This is a genomic window from Tessaracoccus flavescens (assembly GCF_001998865.1).
Lineage (GTDB): Bacteria > Actinomycetota > Actinomycetes > Propionibacteriales > Propionibacteriaceae > Arachnia > Arachnia flavescens.
This window is the reverse complement of sequence record NZ_CP019607.1, coordinates 2,436,037-2,450,958: the sequence shown is the minus strand read 5'-3', so window position 1 is coordinate 2,450,958 and position 14,922 is coordinate 2,436,037. Positions and strand designations below refer to the sequence as shown.

The 14,922-nt window shown below is 69.3% G+C and carries 12 protein-coding genes; 7 read left to right on the top strand and 5 right to left on the bottom strand.

Features of this window, described 5'->3' with window-relative positions:
• The first annotated feature begins 235 nt into the window (after positions 1–235).
• The 3 genes from BW733_RS11690 (at position 236) to BW733_RS11680 (ending at position 2,968) form a co-directional block, all read left to right on the top strand.
• Complete coding sequence (locus BW733_RS11690; RefSeq protein ID WP_077352942.1) at positions 236–1,072, top strand: integrase catalytic domain-containing protein; 837 nt, start codon at positions 236–238, stop codon at positions 1,070–1,072.
• A gap of 127 nt (positions 1,073–1,199) precedes the next feature.
• A complete protein-coding gene (locus BW733_RS11685) occupies positions 1,200–2,498 on the top strand; it encodes an IS256 family transposase (protein WP_077348548.1) in 1,299 nt (432 codons plus the stop codon).
• A 74-nt stretch (positions 2,499–2,572) separates the two neighbouring features.
• On the top strand, positions 2,573–2,968 hold the full coding sequence (locus tag BW733_RS11680; RefSeq protein ID WP_077350673.1) for a hypothetical protein: 396 nt from the start codon (positions 2,573–2,575) through the stop codon (positions 2,966–2,968).
• A 547-nt stretch (positions 2,969–3,515) separates the two neighbouring features.
• Here the strand turns inward: BW733_RS11680 and BW733_RS11675 are convergent.
• Together BW733_RS11675 and BW733_RS18295 are read right to left on the bottom strand one after the other, a co-directional pair.
• Positions 3,516–3,749: a hypothetical protein gene (locus tag BW733_RS11675; RefSeq protein ID WP_077350671.1), complete on the bottom strand. Its 234-nt coding sequence runs from the start codon at positions 3,747–3,749 to the stop codon at positions 3,516–3,518.
• An 8-nt stretch (positions 3,750–3,757) separates the two neighbouring features.
• Complete coding sequence (locus BW733_RS18295) at positions 3,758–3,910, bottom strand: hypothetical protein (RefSeq protein WP_161490218.1); 153 nt, start codon at positions 3,908–3,910, stop codon at positions 3,758–3,760.
• Positions 3,911–4,058: 148 nt separating this feature from the next.
• On the opposite strand from BW733_RS18295, the gene BW733_RS11670 reads away from it, so the two are divergent.
• Complete coding sequence (locus BW733_RS11670) at positions 4,059–5,078, top strand: LacI family DNA-binding transcriptional regulator (RefSeq protein WP_237268173.1); 1,020 nt, start codon at positions 4,059–4,061, stop codon at positions 5,076–5,078.
• A gap of 194 nt (positions 5,079–5,272) precedes the next feature.
• Positions 5,273–6,439 (top strand): L-rhamnose isomerase, encoded by a 1,167-nt coding sequence (gene rhaI, locus BW733_RS11665; RefSeq protein WP_077350669.1) that lies wholly within the window; start codon positions 5,273–5,275, stop codon positions 6,437–6,439.
• Here rhaI and BW733_RS11660 read toward each other — a convergent pair.
• The 3 genes from BW733_RS11660 to BW733_RS11650 all read right to left on the bottom strand — a co-directional run bounded on the left by BW733_RS11660 (position 6,436) and on the right by BW733_RS11650 (position 11,240).
• Positions 6,436–7,422, bottom strand: coding sequence for an IS481 family transposase (locus tag BW733_RS11660; protein WP_152024684.1), 987 nt, complete (start codon positions 7,420–7,422; stop codon positions 6,436–6,438). The two genes, rhaI and BW733_RS11660, sit on opposite strands and share 4 nt — an antisense overlap.
• Positions 7,423–7,492: 70 nt before the next feature.
• Entirely contained in the window at positions 7,493–9,781 is a 2,289-nt protein-coding gene (locus BW733_RS11655) for an ATP-binding cassette domain-containing protein (protein ID WP_077350667.1), read from the bottom strand.
• Positions 9,782–9,785: 4 nt separating this feature from the next.
• Entirely contained in the window at positions 9,786–11,240 is a 1,455-nt protein-coding gene (locus BW733_RS11650) for an MFS transporter (RefSeq protein WP_077350665.1), read from the bottom strand.
• 61 nt (positions 11,241–11,301) lie between these two features.
• On the opposite strand from BW733_RS11650, the gene BW733_RS11645 reads away from it, so the two are divergent.
• Together BW733_RS11645 and BW733_RS18630 are read left to right on the top strand one after the other, a co-directional pair.
• Positions 11,302–12,321, top strand: coding sequence for a helix-turn-helix transcriptional regulator (locus BW733_RS11645; protein ID WP_077350663.1), 1,020 nt, complete (start codon positions 11,302–11,304; stop codon positions 12,319–12,321).
• 112 nt (positions 12,322–12,433) lie between these two features.
• Positions 12,434–14,905: an FGGY-family carbohydrate kinase gene (locus BW733_RS18630; RefSeq protein ID WP_077350661.1), complete on the top strand. Its 2,472-nt coding sequence runs from the start codon at positions 12,434–12,436 to the stop codon at positions 14,903–14,905.
• Positions 14,906–14,922 lie beyond the last annotated feature (17 nt).

The window sequence follows — 14,922 nt, the reverse complement described above, 5'->3', positions numbered from 1 at the left end:
CTCCTCAAGCTCTGGGTTAAGCGGACGCCGAGCGAGGAAAGAGCTAGTCGATCACGGGCCGTTCGGCCCCTCGCCAGGCAACCGTGTCAGCTTACACCGCCCCCGGCGGCGCGACCAAGCCGACGACGACACTCATACATAGTCCCCGCGAACGAAGGGGCCGTACCTCACATACTTTTCCCCGGGAAACAGTGACCGGCCACGATGGGGTGTGGAGGTTGGAGAGAAGCTGTCGATGGCAGCCCGAGTCGAGATCACGAAGAAGTACGCCAAGGCCTATGCCGCGGCCCCGAAGAAGGGCAAGTCCCAGATCCTCGACCACGTGGTCGAGATCACCGGCTGGAACCGTGACCATGCCCGCCAGCAGTTGGTGGCCCGGTTGAAACAGGCCCCGGGACGGGCCACCGCGACGGTCGCGGTGATCGATCGGCGCAAGACCAAGGCGTGTAAGTACTCCTACGACGCCAGGCTGATCCTGCAGCGGGTATGGGCGGCCTCGGGGGGCAGCTGCGGGCAGTACCTCGCCGCATCCATGAGCGATCTGATCGATGCGATGGAAGCCGAAGGCGAACTGGTGCCTAGCCAGGACCGTTACAGCGCCGAGGTCAGGGCCGAGCTGGAATCGATGTCGGCGGCCACGATCGACCGGTACCTCGCACCGGCGCGGGCGAAGGACCCGATCCGAGGAAAGACCGCCACCAAGCCCGGCAGCCTGCTACGAAACTCGATCACCGTGCGTAAAGCCGGTGACGAGGTCGAAGCCGAACCCGGGTTCTTCGAAGTCGACACCGTGGCCCACTGCGGCCCCACGCTGAAGGGCGAGTTCGCCCGCAGCGTGAACTTCACCGACATGCACACCGGCTGGAGCTTCACCTACTCCATCCGCAACAACGCCCACCTCCACATCCGGACCGCGTTCGACCACTTCATCGCCCAGGTCCCGTTCGCGGTCACCGGGATCGATTGTGACAACGGCTCGGAGTTCATCAACCACGACCTGATCGGCTGGGCCGGCCAACGAGAGGTGTTCTTCACCCGGTCGCGGCCTTACAAGAAAAACGATGAGGAATGATCAAATCCTGTGGATGGTCCCCGGGGGCTGGGGTGCGAGGGACGCACCTTCTCGGGGATGATCTTTCAGTAACAGAGATTCTGATCATGGGCCGACGTTGGAAGCGTTGGTCCGGGAAGGTGCGTCCATGTCCAATGTAGTTCCCGAGGGCTGGGAGGCCAACCAGGGGCAGCCGACCGAGGCTCGAGAGGGAGACGGGCCGGTGCTTGATGAGATCGTGCGTGATGGTGCCCGGCGGATGCTGGCTGCGGCGTTGCAGGCCGAGGTCGACGCTTACATCGAGCAGTTCCAGGCGGAGGTGGACGAGCAGGGCCGCCGGCTGGTGGTGCGCAACGGCTACCACGCCCAGCGGCTGGTGACCACCGCCGCTGGCGCGGTCGAGGTCCGCCAGCCCAGGGTCAACGATAAGCGCGTCGATGAGGCCACCGGTAAGCGGGCAAGGTTCGCTTCGGCGATCCTGCCCAGGTGGGCGCGCAAATCGGCCCAGGTCGCCGAGGTGCTGCCGCTGTTGTATCTGCACGGCCTGTCGAGCAATGACTTCGCCCCCGCGTTGGAGCAGTTCCTGGGCACCGGCAAGGGCCTCTCGCCGGCGGTGATCACCCGGTTGACCAGGCAGTGGCAAGACGAGGCCCGGGCCTTCAACGAACGGTCCCTGGCGGGGTCGGACTACGTCTACATGTGGGTCGATGGGATCCACCTGAAGGTCCGTCTGGACCAGGACAAGGTCTGCCTGCTCGTCATGATCGGCGTCCGCTCTGATGGCCGCAAGGAGCTGATCGCCCTGGCCGACGGGTTCCGGGAATCCTCGGAGTCGTGGGCGGACCTGCTGCGGGACTGCAAACGCCGCGGCATGACCGCCCCCACCCTGGCCATCGGTGACGGGGCGCTCGGGTTCTGGAAGGCCGTCAGGGACGTGTTCCCGGCCACGAAGGAGCAACGGTGCTGGTGGCACAAGACCGGCAACGTGCTGGCCGCGCTGCCGAAGTCTGCCCAGCCGGGTGCGTTGGCCGCGATCCGGGAGATATGGCAGGCCGAAGACAAGTCCCACGCCAAGGCCGCTGTGAAGGCGTTCGCCGCCGCTTACGGCACCAAGTGGCCCAAGGCGGCTGCCAAGATCGTCGACGACACCGACGTGCTGCTGGCGTTCTTCGACTACCCCGCCGAGCACTGGGTCCATCTACGTACCACGAACCCGATCGAGTCGACATTCGCGACCGTCAGGCTCCGTCAGCGGGTCACGAAAGGCCCAGGCAGCCGGGCCGCTGGGATCGCGATGGCGTTCAAGCTGATGCAATCCGCGCAGAACAGGTGGCGAGCGATCCGGGCACCCCACCTCGTAGCCAAAGTCCGAGCAGGCGCCACCTTCAAAGACGGCAAACTCGTCGAACCAGACCCCTCCGACCAAGCCATCCAGCAGGCTGCCTGAGAAGGCTCATCCACAGGATTTGACAATACCTCAAAAACGATCAAGCCACCATCGAATCGAAGAACAACCACCTCGTGCGCCGCTACGGCTTCTACCACCGCTACGACACCGCCACCGAACTCGCGTTACTCAACCAGCTATGGCCGCTGGTCAACGACCGGCTCAACTTCTTCACCCCCACGAAGAAACCCGAAGGCTGGGCCACCGACACCGTAGGGCGCCGCAAACGCCTCTACGACAAGCCACGCTCCCCCTACCAGAGGCTCCTGGCCGCCGGGGTCCTCAACCCCGCCCAGGAAACAGAACTAGCCGCCTACAAGGCCACCCTCAAACCCGTCGCAATGCAACGACGCATCACCGAGATCCAACAGGAGCTCACCCGACTCGCAGGCCGAAAGACAGCCCGTCTCGAACAACACATCGCATGGAAGGCACCCGACCCCGCCGGCCTCAAAACCCGGGCCAGCTAACCCTTGTTTTCGCGGGGAAAAATATCTGAGGTAAGGCCTACCATTTCGCGGGGACTTGACAGTGAGGTACCACGGCCGATCCTCGTTGCGCCCCCACGCCATCGGCGTGACGTAACCGACGAGGGCGGCGACCACACCGGCCAGCGCCGCGAACCACATCATGGGTGCCCCCTGGCGACCGAGCGCCATGTTGATGACGCCGCAGACCGCGCCGAGCCCAGCGAACGTACCCAGGTGCGGCAGCCAGGGCCGGGTGCCCCGCAGGGCAAAGGCGCAAGGGCGAGGCCGAAGAGGGCCCCGAGCCCGAGCGACGGAAGCGGCGCCCACCACATGGACACCACGTACGCCGCCCACATGGTCAGCAGGCCACCCCTGGCCGGTCACCCAACCGGGCCCGGAGCCGACGACCTCCGCCGCGATCAGCACGAACGGGAGTAGGATCAGGGCGACGGCGTAGGCGAGCAGGGCCCCGAAGACCCACTCTCCGACGCGAAGCCCATCGGGAACTCCTCGGTGCGAGGAGAAGGACGCCCCGCCGATTGCGCGGTCACCGGGCGGACCTGATCGCGCACAGATAGCCGACCACCGCCGCGGTCGCCCCGATGGGGACCGTCACCAGGAAGAACTCGACGAAGGTGAGAGCCGCGCCGAGCCAGCCGAGGAGCGCCCCCGCCACGGCGAAGACGCCCAACCGAAGCGCGAGGGGACCGCGAGAGCCGAACACCCTCGCGAGCAGGTATCCGATGACCCCTCCGACCGGAGCGAACGCCAAGAGATACACCGCCGGGATTACGGCGATGACCGCGACGGAAAGAAGGCCAGCGCGAGGAGCAGCACGGCGCTCAGATAGGCGGCGCCCGCCCCGGCCTGCCGCCACGGCAGCGACCCCGGGGCCTCGACCGTCGGCCGGACGCCGAACCGGAACTGACTGCTCGTCCGCATGTTCCGAGCCTAGCCGCCGCCGGTCCCCACCCCCTGTCCGGATCCGGCCCGACAAGCGGCCCTCGGATGCGCATTGTGTCGCGACACCCCTAGAGTGGCGCCGTGCGGGCAACGTCGCCCGTGCGAAGTTCCGAAGGAGGTGGACGCGGTGGCACGGCTGAGCATGCGCGACGTGGCTGCCCTCGCCCAGGTCTCCATCGGCACCGTCTCCAACGTGCTGAACAACCCCGACCGGGTCCTGCCCTCGACACGGGAGAGGGTCGAGAAGGCGATCGCCCAGCTCGGCTGGGTGCCGAACCAGCAGGCCCAGCAGTTGCGCGCCGGTCGCGGCCGCACCATCGGGCTTGCGGTCATGGACGTCACCAACCCGTTCTTCGCCGACCTGCTCCGCAGCGCGCAGGACGTGCTGTTCGACAACGGCTTCCACGCAACCATCGGCGACGCGGACAACAACCCCCAGCGGCAGGAGACGATCCTGCGCACCTTCCTCGAGCAGCGGGTGCGCGGCGTGATCCTCGGCCCGATCGGAGCCCAGCCCGACGAGGTCGGCGAGCTGACGAAGGCGCGGATCGCCACCGTCCTCGTGGACCGGGTGGCCGAGTCAGTCCAGTGCTGCACTGTGGGCGTCGACGATCACGCGGGCGGAAGGCTCGCCGTCGACCACCTGGTGGAGACGGGGCACCGCCGGATCGCGTTCGCCGGTGGCCCGATCTCGCTGAAGCAGGTTCAGGACCGCCTCGACGGCTCGAAGCAGGCGGCGCTCGAGGGGGACGCGGAGCTCCTGGTGATCGCCGTCCCTGAACTCGACATCGCAGCGGGCAGGCAGGCTGCGGACGAATTGGTGCTGATGGCTCCCGAGACCCGCCCGACCGGCGTCTTCTGCGCGAACGATCTGGTCGCCATCGGCCTCCTGCAGGGGCTGATGGCGCAGGGACTGAGCGTGCCGGACGACGTCGCGATCGTCGGCTACGACAACATCGACTTCGCCGCGGCCGCCGCCGTCCCTCTCTCCTCGATCGCGCAGCCACGCACCGACCTGGGCCGCACGGCCGCGAACCTGCTGATGGCCGAGTTGGCCGATGCCGAAGCGGGCGTCGCGCACGCGCACCAGTCGGTGCGCTTCACGCCCAACCTCGTCGTCCGAGAGTCGAGCGCTCCCCGCCGCTGACCCTCCGCCGCAGCCCGCTCGACACCCACGGAGGCGGGATCGCCCCGCCTACCCTCCAGCGCCGGGCCGTCAGCGGCTTCCCGGCGCCCCGCTCACGCAACCACGACTGCCCCATTGGGGCGCTTGACGCGGACCCACCAAGCGTTGTACCATTCAAGTATTGAAACGATTCAACCTCCAGCGTTGGAGTGCAGATGACCGCCTTCGATTCCATCACAGACCAACTGGCCGAGCAGGCCATCGAGGTTCCCTCGTGGGCCTACGGCAACTCCGGCACCCGCTTCCGGGTCTTCACAACGCCCGGGACGCCCCGCAACGTCTTCGAGAAGCTCGCCGACGCGGCGCAGGTCAATGCCGCCACGGGCCTCGCCCCGAAGGTGGCGCTGCACTACCCCTGGGACAAGGTCGACGACTGGAGCGAGGTCGTCGACTACGCCCGGGAGGTCGGGGTCGAACTCGGCACCGTCAACTCCAACACCTTCCAGGACGAGGCCTACAAGTTCGGTAGCCTCGCCCACCACGATCCGGCCGTGCGCCAGAAGGCGGTCGAGCACCACCTCGAGTGCATCGACGTGATGAACCAGATCGGCTCGAGCGACCTGAAGATCTGGCTGGCCGACGGGACCAACTACCCGGGCCAGGGCGACCTCCGCCGCCGCCAGGACTGGCTCGCCGAGTCCCTCGCCGCGATCTACCCGCACCTGAACGAGAACCAGCGACTCGTCCTCGAGTACAAGTTCTTCGAGCCGTCGTTCTACCACACCGACGTGCCCGACTGGGGAACGGCCTACACGCAGGTCGCCGCGCTGGGCGAGCGCGCCGTCGTCTGCCTCGACACCGGACACCACGCCCCGGGGACCAACATCGAGTTCATCGTCGCGCAGCTGCTGCGCCTCGGAAAGCTCGGCTCCTTCGACTTCAACTCGCGCTTCTACGCCGACGACGACCTGATCGTCGGCGCGGCGGACCCGTTCCAGCTCTTCCGCATCCTGTGGGAGGTGCGGCGCGGCGGTGGCTTTGCGAAGGAGACCGGGGTCGCCTTCATGCTCGACCAGTGCCACAACATCGAAGACAAGATCCCGGGCCAGATCCGGTCGGTGCTCAACGTCCAGGAGATGACGGCGCGCGCTCTGCTCGTCGATGCCGCGGCGCTCGAGGACGCGCAGACAGCGGGCGACGTGCTCGGCGCGAACTCCATCCTGATGGATGCCTTCTACACCGACGTGCGGCCCGATCTCGCCCGCTGGCGCGAGTCCCGAGGCTTCCCAGCCGACCCGATGGCGGCCTTCGCCGGATCGGGCTATCTCGCCCGGATCGCCGAGGAACGCGTCGGCGGCGCCCAGGCGGGCTGGGGGGCCTAGATGTACTGCTCGGGGACGTTGATCAATCGTGAGAACGGCGGCTGGTTGTCGCAGGCCGTGTGGGGGCGATGCTGGTTGTACTGGTGGAGCCAGCCGGGGAGGGCGTCTCGGCGTTCTTGCTCGCTGGTGTAGCAGCGGGCGTAGGCCCACCCGTCGGCCATGGTCCGGTGGAAGCGCTCCACCTTCCCGTTGGTCTGCGGGCGGTACGGGCGAGTCCGCTTCGGGGTGATCGACAGTGCCTCGCAGGTGTCCCGCCACAGGTGTGAGCGGTAGGCGCCGCCGTTGTCCGACAACACACGCTCGATCGTGACACCGAGGTCGGCGAACCACTCCACAGCGCGGTGCAGGACGGCGACAGCCGTGATGGCGGTCTCGTCGTCGTGGACCTCCGTGTATGCCACGCGGGAGTGGTCGTCGATGACTGTGTGGACGAACGCGTACCCGAGCTTCGGCCCGCCGTACTGGTTGCGTGGCTTGTCGGGGGTGGCGGCGCGGTTGCGTCCGCCTTGGAGTCGTCCGACGTAGCGCCACCCGCCGCCGTCGGGGATGTTGCCGAGCTTCTTCACGTCCACGTGCACCAGCGATCCAGGGTGTGGATGTTCGTACCGGCGGATCGGTTCGCCCGTGGCCCGGTCGACGTACGACAGCCGGTTCATGCGCGCCGTCGTGAGGATGCGGTGAACCGTCGACGGGGCGATGCCGAGCCGGGCGGCGAGCTGCACTGGCCCTTCCCGCAGCCGCATTCGCAGGCTCACGCACCGCTTCGCCACCACTCGCGGGGTTCTGTTGGGGGACGACTTCGGGCGCGAAGAGCGGTCGGACATGGGCTCGCCGGATAGGTAACGGTCGACCCAGCGCTTCACCGTGGGCCAGGAGACCTGGAAGCGGGCGGCGACGTCGCTGATCGGCCACCCGTCGTCGACGACGAGGCGGGCGACCTTGAGGCGATGGCGGGGTGTCAGTGCCGCATTCGCGTGTGACATTGGATTCCTTGCTGGGGTAGGCATCGTTCGGGTGAGGGCGTCAAGCGTGAGGAGCAGTCCCCTCGGCGGGTCACAGGGCGAGTCGCGCGGCGAGGGCTCGGCCGGTGTTGGTGTCGGTGGTGGACAAGTCGGCGGCTGGTCCTTGGTAGGTGATGTGGCCGCCACCGGGTCCTGCGTCGGGGCCGAGGTCGATGACGTGGTCGGCGGTGGCGATCAGGTTCAGGTGGTGGTCGGCGACGACGACGGTCGCGCCGGTATCGACAAGGCGGTGAAGCAGCCGGGTCAGGGTGTCGACGTCGCTCATGTGCAGCCCTGTGGTGGGCTCGTCCAGGGCGTAGATGGTGGCGGACTGCGCGATGCGGGTGGCAAGACGTAGGCGTTGGCGTTCTCCACCGGAGAGGGTGGATAGGGGTTGTCCGAGGGTGAGGTAGCCCAGGCCGACATCGACCAGTCCGGCCAGCGGCGGGCCTGCGGGAGTGTTGGTGTAGCGGGTGGCGGCGTCGGCGACCGGCAGGCCGAGGGCGTCGGCGATCGTCACGCCGTCCAGGGTGTGGGTGAGCACGCCTGCGGTGTAGCGGGCGCCGTTGCAGGTGGTGCAGGTGACGGGGACGGGGCCGCTTCCGGGGGCGTCGAGGTAGGTGACGCCCAGGCCGGTGCAGTCGGGGCAGGCGCCGGCGCTGTTGGCGCTGAACATGGAGGGCTTGAGCTTGTGTCCGGGGGTGCTTCCTGCTTTGGCGAAGGCGTCTCGCAGCCAGTCCATGACGCCGGTGTATGTGGCGGGGGTCGAGCGTCGTGATCCGCGGATGGGGCGTTGGTCGATGACTGCGAGGTCGTCGCGTCGGGGCAGGTTCGTCAGGAGAGAGGTCTTCCCCGCACCGGCGACGCCGGTGATGCAGGTCAGGACGCCCAGCGGGATGTCGATGTCGAGGTGGTGCAGGTTGTGGGTTGTGGCATCGCGGATGCGCAGGGTGCCGGTGGGGGTGCGGGGCGTGAGGTTGAGGGTGGGTCGGGCTGCGAGGGCTGCGGCGGTGGGCGTGTGCGTGTGGGTGAGTTGTGCGGGGGTGCCCTGGAAGGTGATGGTGCCACCGTCGGTGCCTGCGCCCGGGCCCAGGTCGATGACGTGGTCGGCGGCGGTGATGACGTCGGGGTGGTGCTCGACGACCAGGACGGTGTTGCCCTTGTCGCGCAGTGCGTGCAGAAGCGTGACGACCTGGGCGGTGTCGTGGGCGTGGAGCCCGGCCGCGGGTTCGTCGAACACGTAGGTCAGGTCGGTGAGGGCGGAGTCGAGATGAAGGACGGTGCGGATGCGTTGTCCCTCGCCGCCGGACAGGGTGGAGGTGGGGCGGTCCAGGGCCAGGTAGCCCAGGCCGACGCGGGCGAGGTTGGCCAGCAGGGACTGCAGCTGGGCGATGAGCGGTACTGCGGCTGGCAGGTCGAGGTCCACGAGCCAACGGTGCAGGTCCGTGGCGGGCATGGCGTGGCATGTGGTGATGGGGGTGTTGTCGATGGTGCAGGCGCGGGCGGCTGAGTTCAGACGGGTGCCGGCGCAATCGGAGCAGGGCCCGGTGGTGGCGGCGTGCTCGAGGGCCTCGCGCAGGCGTGGTTTGAGCGCGGCGGGGTCCTTGGAGAGGTACAGGCGGGTGATCTTGGTCAGGACTCCTTCGTAGGCCATGGGGTAGGTGCCGGTGTCGACGTTCGGGCCGGTGCCGGTCAGGAGGTATTCGAGCTCGGCCGGGGTGTACGACTGCACCGGCTTGTCGTTGTCGAACACCCCGCTGCGGGCGTACACCTTCCAGAACAGGGACCCGACGGTGAAGTTGGGGAAGGTGATCGCGCCGTCGTTCAACGACAGGGATCGGTCCAGGACGAGATCGACGTCGAGCGTGGCGGTGCGCCCGGTGCCCTCGCAGGCCAGGCACATCCCGGTGGAAGCGTTGAAGGACAGCGCGTGGGGACCGGGCACCGGCGGGGTGCCGTGCCCGGCGTAGAGCTGGCGCAGCAGGGACCAGGCATCGGTCGCGGTCCCGACAGTGGAGCGGGGGTTGGCGCCCAGGGGGGCCTGGTCAACGACGATCGACGCGCTGAGCCCTTCGAGGGTGTCGACATCGGGGCGCGGCAGGTGGGGCATGAGGTTCTGGACGAAGGCCGGGTACGTCGCGCCGAGCAGCCGCTGGGACTCAGCCGCGATGGTGTCGAAGGCCAGGGAGGACTTGCCCGATCCCGAGACCCCGGTCACCACGGTGAGTTGCTTCTTCGGGATGTCGACGTCGACATCGCGCAAGTTGTTCGTGCGGGCGCCGCGCACCCTTATGACGTCGCGATTCGACACGGGCTGCTCCTGGTGGGTCTTGGGGGTCATCGGTTCAGTCCTGGTGGGTCGCTGCGGTCTTGGGCAGGGCGAGCATCGCGACAGCCGCAAGCAGGTAGGTGGCGACCTGCCAGGGCATCGCCTGGGCCAGGGCGTCGCCGAACAGCTCGGCCGGCGCGGTCGCTGTGCCGGCGCTCGAGGCGGCGTTGAAGAAGACGGTGCCGAGGACGGCGACGCCGACCGCTCCGCCGATCTGGTTGACGGTGGACAGCACCCCGCCGGCGGCGCCGGCGCGGCGGCCGGGAACGCCGGCCAGGACGACGTTGACCAGGATCGGCGCGGCCAGTCCCAGGCCGAGGCCGCCGAGGAACATGGCGGCGGCCAGGGGCCAGTAGCCGGGGGTGGCGCCATCGCGGACGAGCCACCACAGCAGCGCCTGAGACGCGGCCAGAGTCAGCGAGCCGGCCACGAGCAGGGCTCGCCCGGCCCTCGCGGCGAGGGCGACACCCGCACCGGAGGTGAGCATCGACCCGAGGGCGTACGGCAGGATCACCAGGCCCGTGTCCCAGGCCGAGCGGCCGGTTCCGGCCTGCAGGTAGATCGACAGGACGAGGAAGAACGAGGCCAGGCCCCCGAAGAACAACACCGACGCGGTCAGGCCCGCGACGAACGGGCGGACCCTGAGCAGGTCGGGGGCGAGCACAGGCTCCCCGCCGCGGCGTGCAAGGGCGCTCTCGAAGCGCAGGAACCCGGCCAGGATGAGCACGCCGGCGGTCAGCAGAACCCAGCCCCAGGTGGGCCAGCCCCAGTCGCGACCCTGGACGAGGGGCAGCAGCACCAGCAGCACCCCGACGGAAGCGAGCAGGGCCCCAATGACGTCTAGGCGAGAGTGGGCCGCAGCGCGGGACTCGGGCAGGACCCGCCAACCCAGCACGAGAGCGACAACGGCGACGGGGATGTTGATCCAGAAGATCGTGCGCCAGCCCAGGCCCGCCAGGTCGGCGTCGACCAGAGCTCCGCCGATCAGAGGTCCGGCGACCGAGGCCAGGCCCTGGACGGCGCCGTAGGCGCCGAAGGCCTTGGCCATCGCCGCCGGCTCGAAGGAGGAGCGGATGATCCCGAAGACCTGCGGGACCATGAACCCGCCCGCGAGTCCCTGGACCGCCCGAACGGCGATGAGCGCGCCCGCAGTCGGGGCCAGGGCGCACGCTGCGGACGCGATGGCGAAGGCCGCCAAGGCGGCCAGGAACACCCGGCGTCGTCCGTAGTCGTCGCCGATGCGGCCACCGGTGATCAGGCCCGAGCCCAGCGCCAGGGTGTACGCGGCGAGCATCCACTGCAGCTGCGCTGGCGAGGCGTTCAGGTCTGCCGCGATGTGCGGGGCCGCGACCGTGACGATGGTGACGTCGAGCAGGTCCATGAACGAGGCGAACAGCACGACCAGCAGCGCGAGCGATGCCGCCCGGCCGCCGACCCGAGCATCCGCTGAGGTGTCTTGAGGAGAAGTCATGGCCTCACCGTGCCGTCAGTTCAGGACACCGAATGTCCGCAACTCGCGCCATGCTGGTGTAATGGCCGATACCTCCGCCCGCATCCTGCGGCTGCTGTCCCTGCTCGAGGCGCGCGTCGAGTGGCTCGGTGGCGACCTCGCCAAGCGGCTCGGGGTGTCGGCGAGGACGGTGCGCCGGGACATCGACACACTGCGCGAGCTCGGCTACCCCGTCGAGGCCGTGCCCGGTCCCGGTGGTGGCTACCGGCTCGGCGCCGCCGGGAAGCTCCCGCCCCTGGTGCTGGACGACGACCAGGCCATCGCCATCTCGCTGGCCCTGCAGACCGCACCAGCGACCGTGACCGGAATCGACGACGCCGTCGCCCGAGCGCTGACGACCCTGCGCCAGGTCATGCCCGCACGCCTTCGCGCCGCCAGCGAAGCCTTCGAGGTCACCGCACTGCGCAACTACTGGGAATTCTCGGCGCCACCCATCGACGTCGCGACGCTGCAGGCCGTTGGGTCCGCGATCCGCACGAGCTCGTGCCTGAGGTTCGACTACGCAGACCCCGACGGGCGCGTCCCCGGGCCGGGCGACGCCGACTTCCGCCCGCCACACGACGTCGAGCCCCACCACCTCGTCGTGTGGGCCGGCCGCTGGTACCTCGTCGCCCGCGACCGCAACCACGGCACCTGGGGCACCTACCGGGTCGATCGCATCCGCCCCAAGACCCCCGCCGGCCGCCCCTTCACCCCCACCCCCCTCGACCCCGACGACCTGAACCGGCTCGTCGTGCAGAACCCCGACCGAGGCGACACCCCCGGCCAGTGGCAGTGCGTCGGCACCGCAACCCTCCCGCTGCCCGCAGACGTCGTCGCCCGCTGGGCCCCCGGCGGATCCGCCGTCGCCCCCATCGACCGACAGTCCTGCCGCCTGACGATCGGGGGGTGGTCCTGGGCTGGAGTCGCCGGCCTCTTTATCACCTTCGACACGGACCTCACGAATGTCGAACCGTCCGGCCTACGCGACGCCCTCGCCACCATCCGGCGACGCCTAGAACCCGCCCCGCTGGGGGGTCTACGCCCAACACTCCAACAGTAATGACCGGCACATGCTCGGCCCGCAGGGGCAGGATTCTTCACCTCCTCCCGCACGATGACCTTGCTGGCTGGCGCACAGCCGGTCGATCAACGTGTCCGGTCAGTACACCTAGATGTCGCCCTCGGTCATCGCCGTCGACCTCGGAGCCACCAGCGGAAGGGTTGTGCTCACCTCCTTCGAGGACGGTCGGCTGGCGCTGACCGAGGTGCACCGCTTCCCCACCGCCGCGACCCGCACCGACGCTGGCCTCCAGCTCGACGTCGACGCCCTCTACGCACACATCCAGGACGGCATCGCCGGGGCCATGAAGCTCGCAGGCGGCGAGGTCGCGGCGGTGGGGATCGACTGCTGGGCCGTCGACTATGGCCTCCTGGGAGACCACGGCCCGCTCGGCCGTCCCTTCAACTACCGCGACGAGCGCACCGCCGTCGGCAAGGCGGAGGTCGAGCGGCTCATCGACGCGGCCGAGCTCTACTCGCGCGTCGGCATCCAGGACAACGCGATCAACACCGTCAACCAGCTCGTCGAGGACCGCCTCGCGGGGAGGCTCGACGACGCGCGGCTCTTCCTGCTGCTGCCCGACCTGATCGGCCACCGGCTGACCGGGCGCGCCGTCGCCGAGCGCACCAACGCGTCGACCACCTCACTGCTCGACCCCGTCGACGGCGACTGGGACTGGGAGCTGATCGACCGACTAGGACTGCCTCGCCACATCTTCCCTGAGCTCATCGAGCCGGGAACGGTGGTCGGCACCATCATCGACGGCCCCGCCGCCGGGATTGAGCTGGTCGCGGTCGGCTCCCACGACACGGCCTCCGCCGTCGTCGGCGCCCCGCTGACCGGTCCCGACGACGTCTTCATCTCGTCCGGCACGTGGTCGTTGATCGGCATGGAGCTCGACGCGCCCATCCTGACCGAGGCCTCCCGGCGGGCGAACCTGACCAACGAGGCCGGCGTGGACGGCACCGTCCGCTACCTCAAGAACGTGATGGGCATGTGGCTGCTGTCGGAGGCGGGACGCGCCTGGGCCGAGGCCGGCCGCGAGGTGTCGATCCCGTCCCTCGTGGTCGAGGCGGAGGGCGTCGAGGACGCGTTGCGCTTCGACGCCACCGATCCGACGCTGCTGCACCCGGGCGACATGCCTGCGCGGCTCACGGCACTCGTCGGGGGCGACGCCCGGATGGACGATCCGGCCTTCCTCGCCCGCACCGTCCTCGAGTCACTGGCGGACGCCTACGCCGCGACCGTCGCCGAACTGGCGCGGATCACCGGCAGACGGCCCGAGCGGATCGTCATCGTCGGCGGGGGCGCGAACAACGCGCTGCTCAGCCAGTTGACGGCCGACCGGACCGGTCTTCCGGTGACCGCTGGCCCGGTGGAGGCGACCGCCATCGGCAACTCCCTCAGCCAGGCGCGGGCGACGGGGCTCGTGTCCGGCACCCTGACCGACCTCAGAAGGATCGTCATGACCTCAAGCGAGACCACCTCCTACTCCCCCGACCCCCGGGCCGTGCTCGCCGCGCTCAGCAACGAGTTCGGCGCCGACCCCGCCTTCGTCCGCGCCGGCGGCGGCAACTCGTCGGTGAAGCTCGACGGGGTGCTGTGGATCAAGCCGAGCGGCGTCTCGATGGCGACCCTGGCGGCCGATGACCTCGTCCCGCTCGACCTCGACCTGCTCAACGGTTCGCTCGACGCACCCGACCCCGACCCGGCGCTCGGCGACCCCGTCAACCACATCGCCGGCCTCGCGCGCCGCGACGACGGGCCGCGCAGACCGTCGGTGGAGATCCTCTTCCATGCCCTGATCCCCGACACCTACGTCGTGCACACGCACCCACTGCTGATCAACGCGGTCACCTGCAACACCGTCGGCCGCGAGCTCACCCGCGACCTGTTCGGCGACGAGGTGCTGTGGGTCGAGTACGTCGACCCCGGCCTCCCGCTCGCCCGGCTCGTCAAGCAGCGACGCGAGGAGTTCACCCAGCGCACAGGCCAGGAACCGCCTGCCGCGACGTTCCTGATGAACCACGGACTGATCGTCTCCGGTGAGGATCCGAACCGGATCCGCGCGATCAGCCACGACATCATGGCCAGAATCGAGGCGGCGGTCGCCGACGACAGCCGCGCCGTCGACACGCTCGCGACCCTCGCCGCGGCTTTCAAGGCGGCGGTCGGCGCGGAGCACGTCGCCCTCGACGCCGGCCAGATCGCCAGCGGATTCCCCACCACGGAGGCGGGGTCGCGGTTCCTGACGGACGGCCCGCTGATCCCGGACCAGATCGTCTACGCCGGCTCCTTCCCCGTGGTGCTCCACCCTGGCGAGCCGGTGGCCGATGCCGTGGAGGCGTTTCGCCGCGACCACGGCAACGACCCGGTGATCGCCGTCGTCCCCGGCCTCGGAGTGGTCGGGTCCGGCGACTCGGCGTGCTCCGCCAAGACGGCGCTGGAGGTGTACGTGGACGCGCTGACGGTCGGCGTGGCGGCGACCCGGCTCGGCTCCGTCCGGGCCCTCGACGAGCGGGAACGCTCGTTCATCGAGACGTGGGAGGCGGAGGCCTACCGCAAGCAGGTCGCCAAGAACTGAAGCGCGAGACGGGGGCC

Bases quoted from the DNA above. Each gene is read 5' to 3' on its own strand.
- BW733_RS18295 (WP_161490218.1), bottom strand. From the start codon at position 3,910: ATGCGGACGAGCAGTCAGTTCCGGTTCGGCGTCCGGCCGACGGTCGAG.
- BW733_RS11660 (WP_152024684.1), bottom strand. From the start codon at position 7,422: ATGTCACACGCGAATGCGGCACTGACACCCCGCCATCGCCTCAAGGTC.
- BW733_RS11685 (WP_077348548.1), top strand. From the start codon at position 1,200: ATGTCCAATGTAGTTCCCGAGGGCTGGGAGGCCAACCAGGGGCAGCCG.
- rhaI (WP_077350669.1), top strand. From the start codon at position 5,273: ATGACCGCCTTCGATTCCATCACAGACCAACTGGCCGAGCAGGCCATC.
- BW733_RS11650 (WP_077350665.1), bottom strand. From the start codon at position 11,240: ATGACTTCTCCTCAAGACACCTCAGCGGATGCTCGGGTCGGCGGCCGG.
- BW733_RS11645 (WP_077350663.1), top strand. From the start codon at position 11,302: ATGGCCGATACCTCCGCCCGCATCCTGCGGCTGCTGTCCCTGCTCGAG.
- BW733_RS18630 (WP_077350661.1), top strand. From the start codon at position 12,434: ATGTCGCCCTCGGTCATCGCCGTCGACCTCGGAGCCACCAGCGGAAGG.
- BW733_RS11655 (WP_077350667.1), bottom strand. From the start codon at position 9,781: ATGACCCCCAAGACCCACCAGGAGCAGCCCGTGTCGAATCGCGACGTC.
- BW733_RS11690 (WP_077352942.1), top strand. From the start codon at position 236: ATGGCAGCCCGAGTCGAGATCACGAAGAAGTACGCCAAGGCCTATGCC.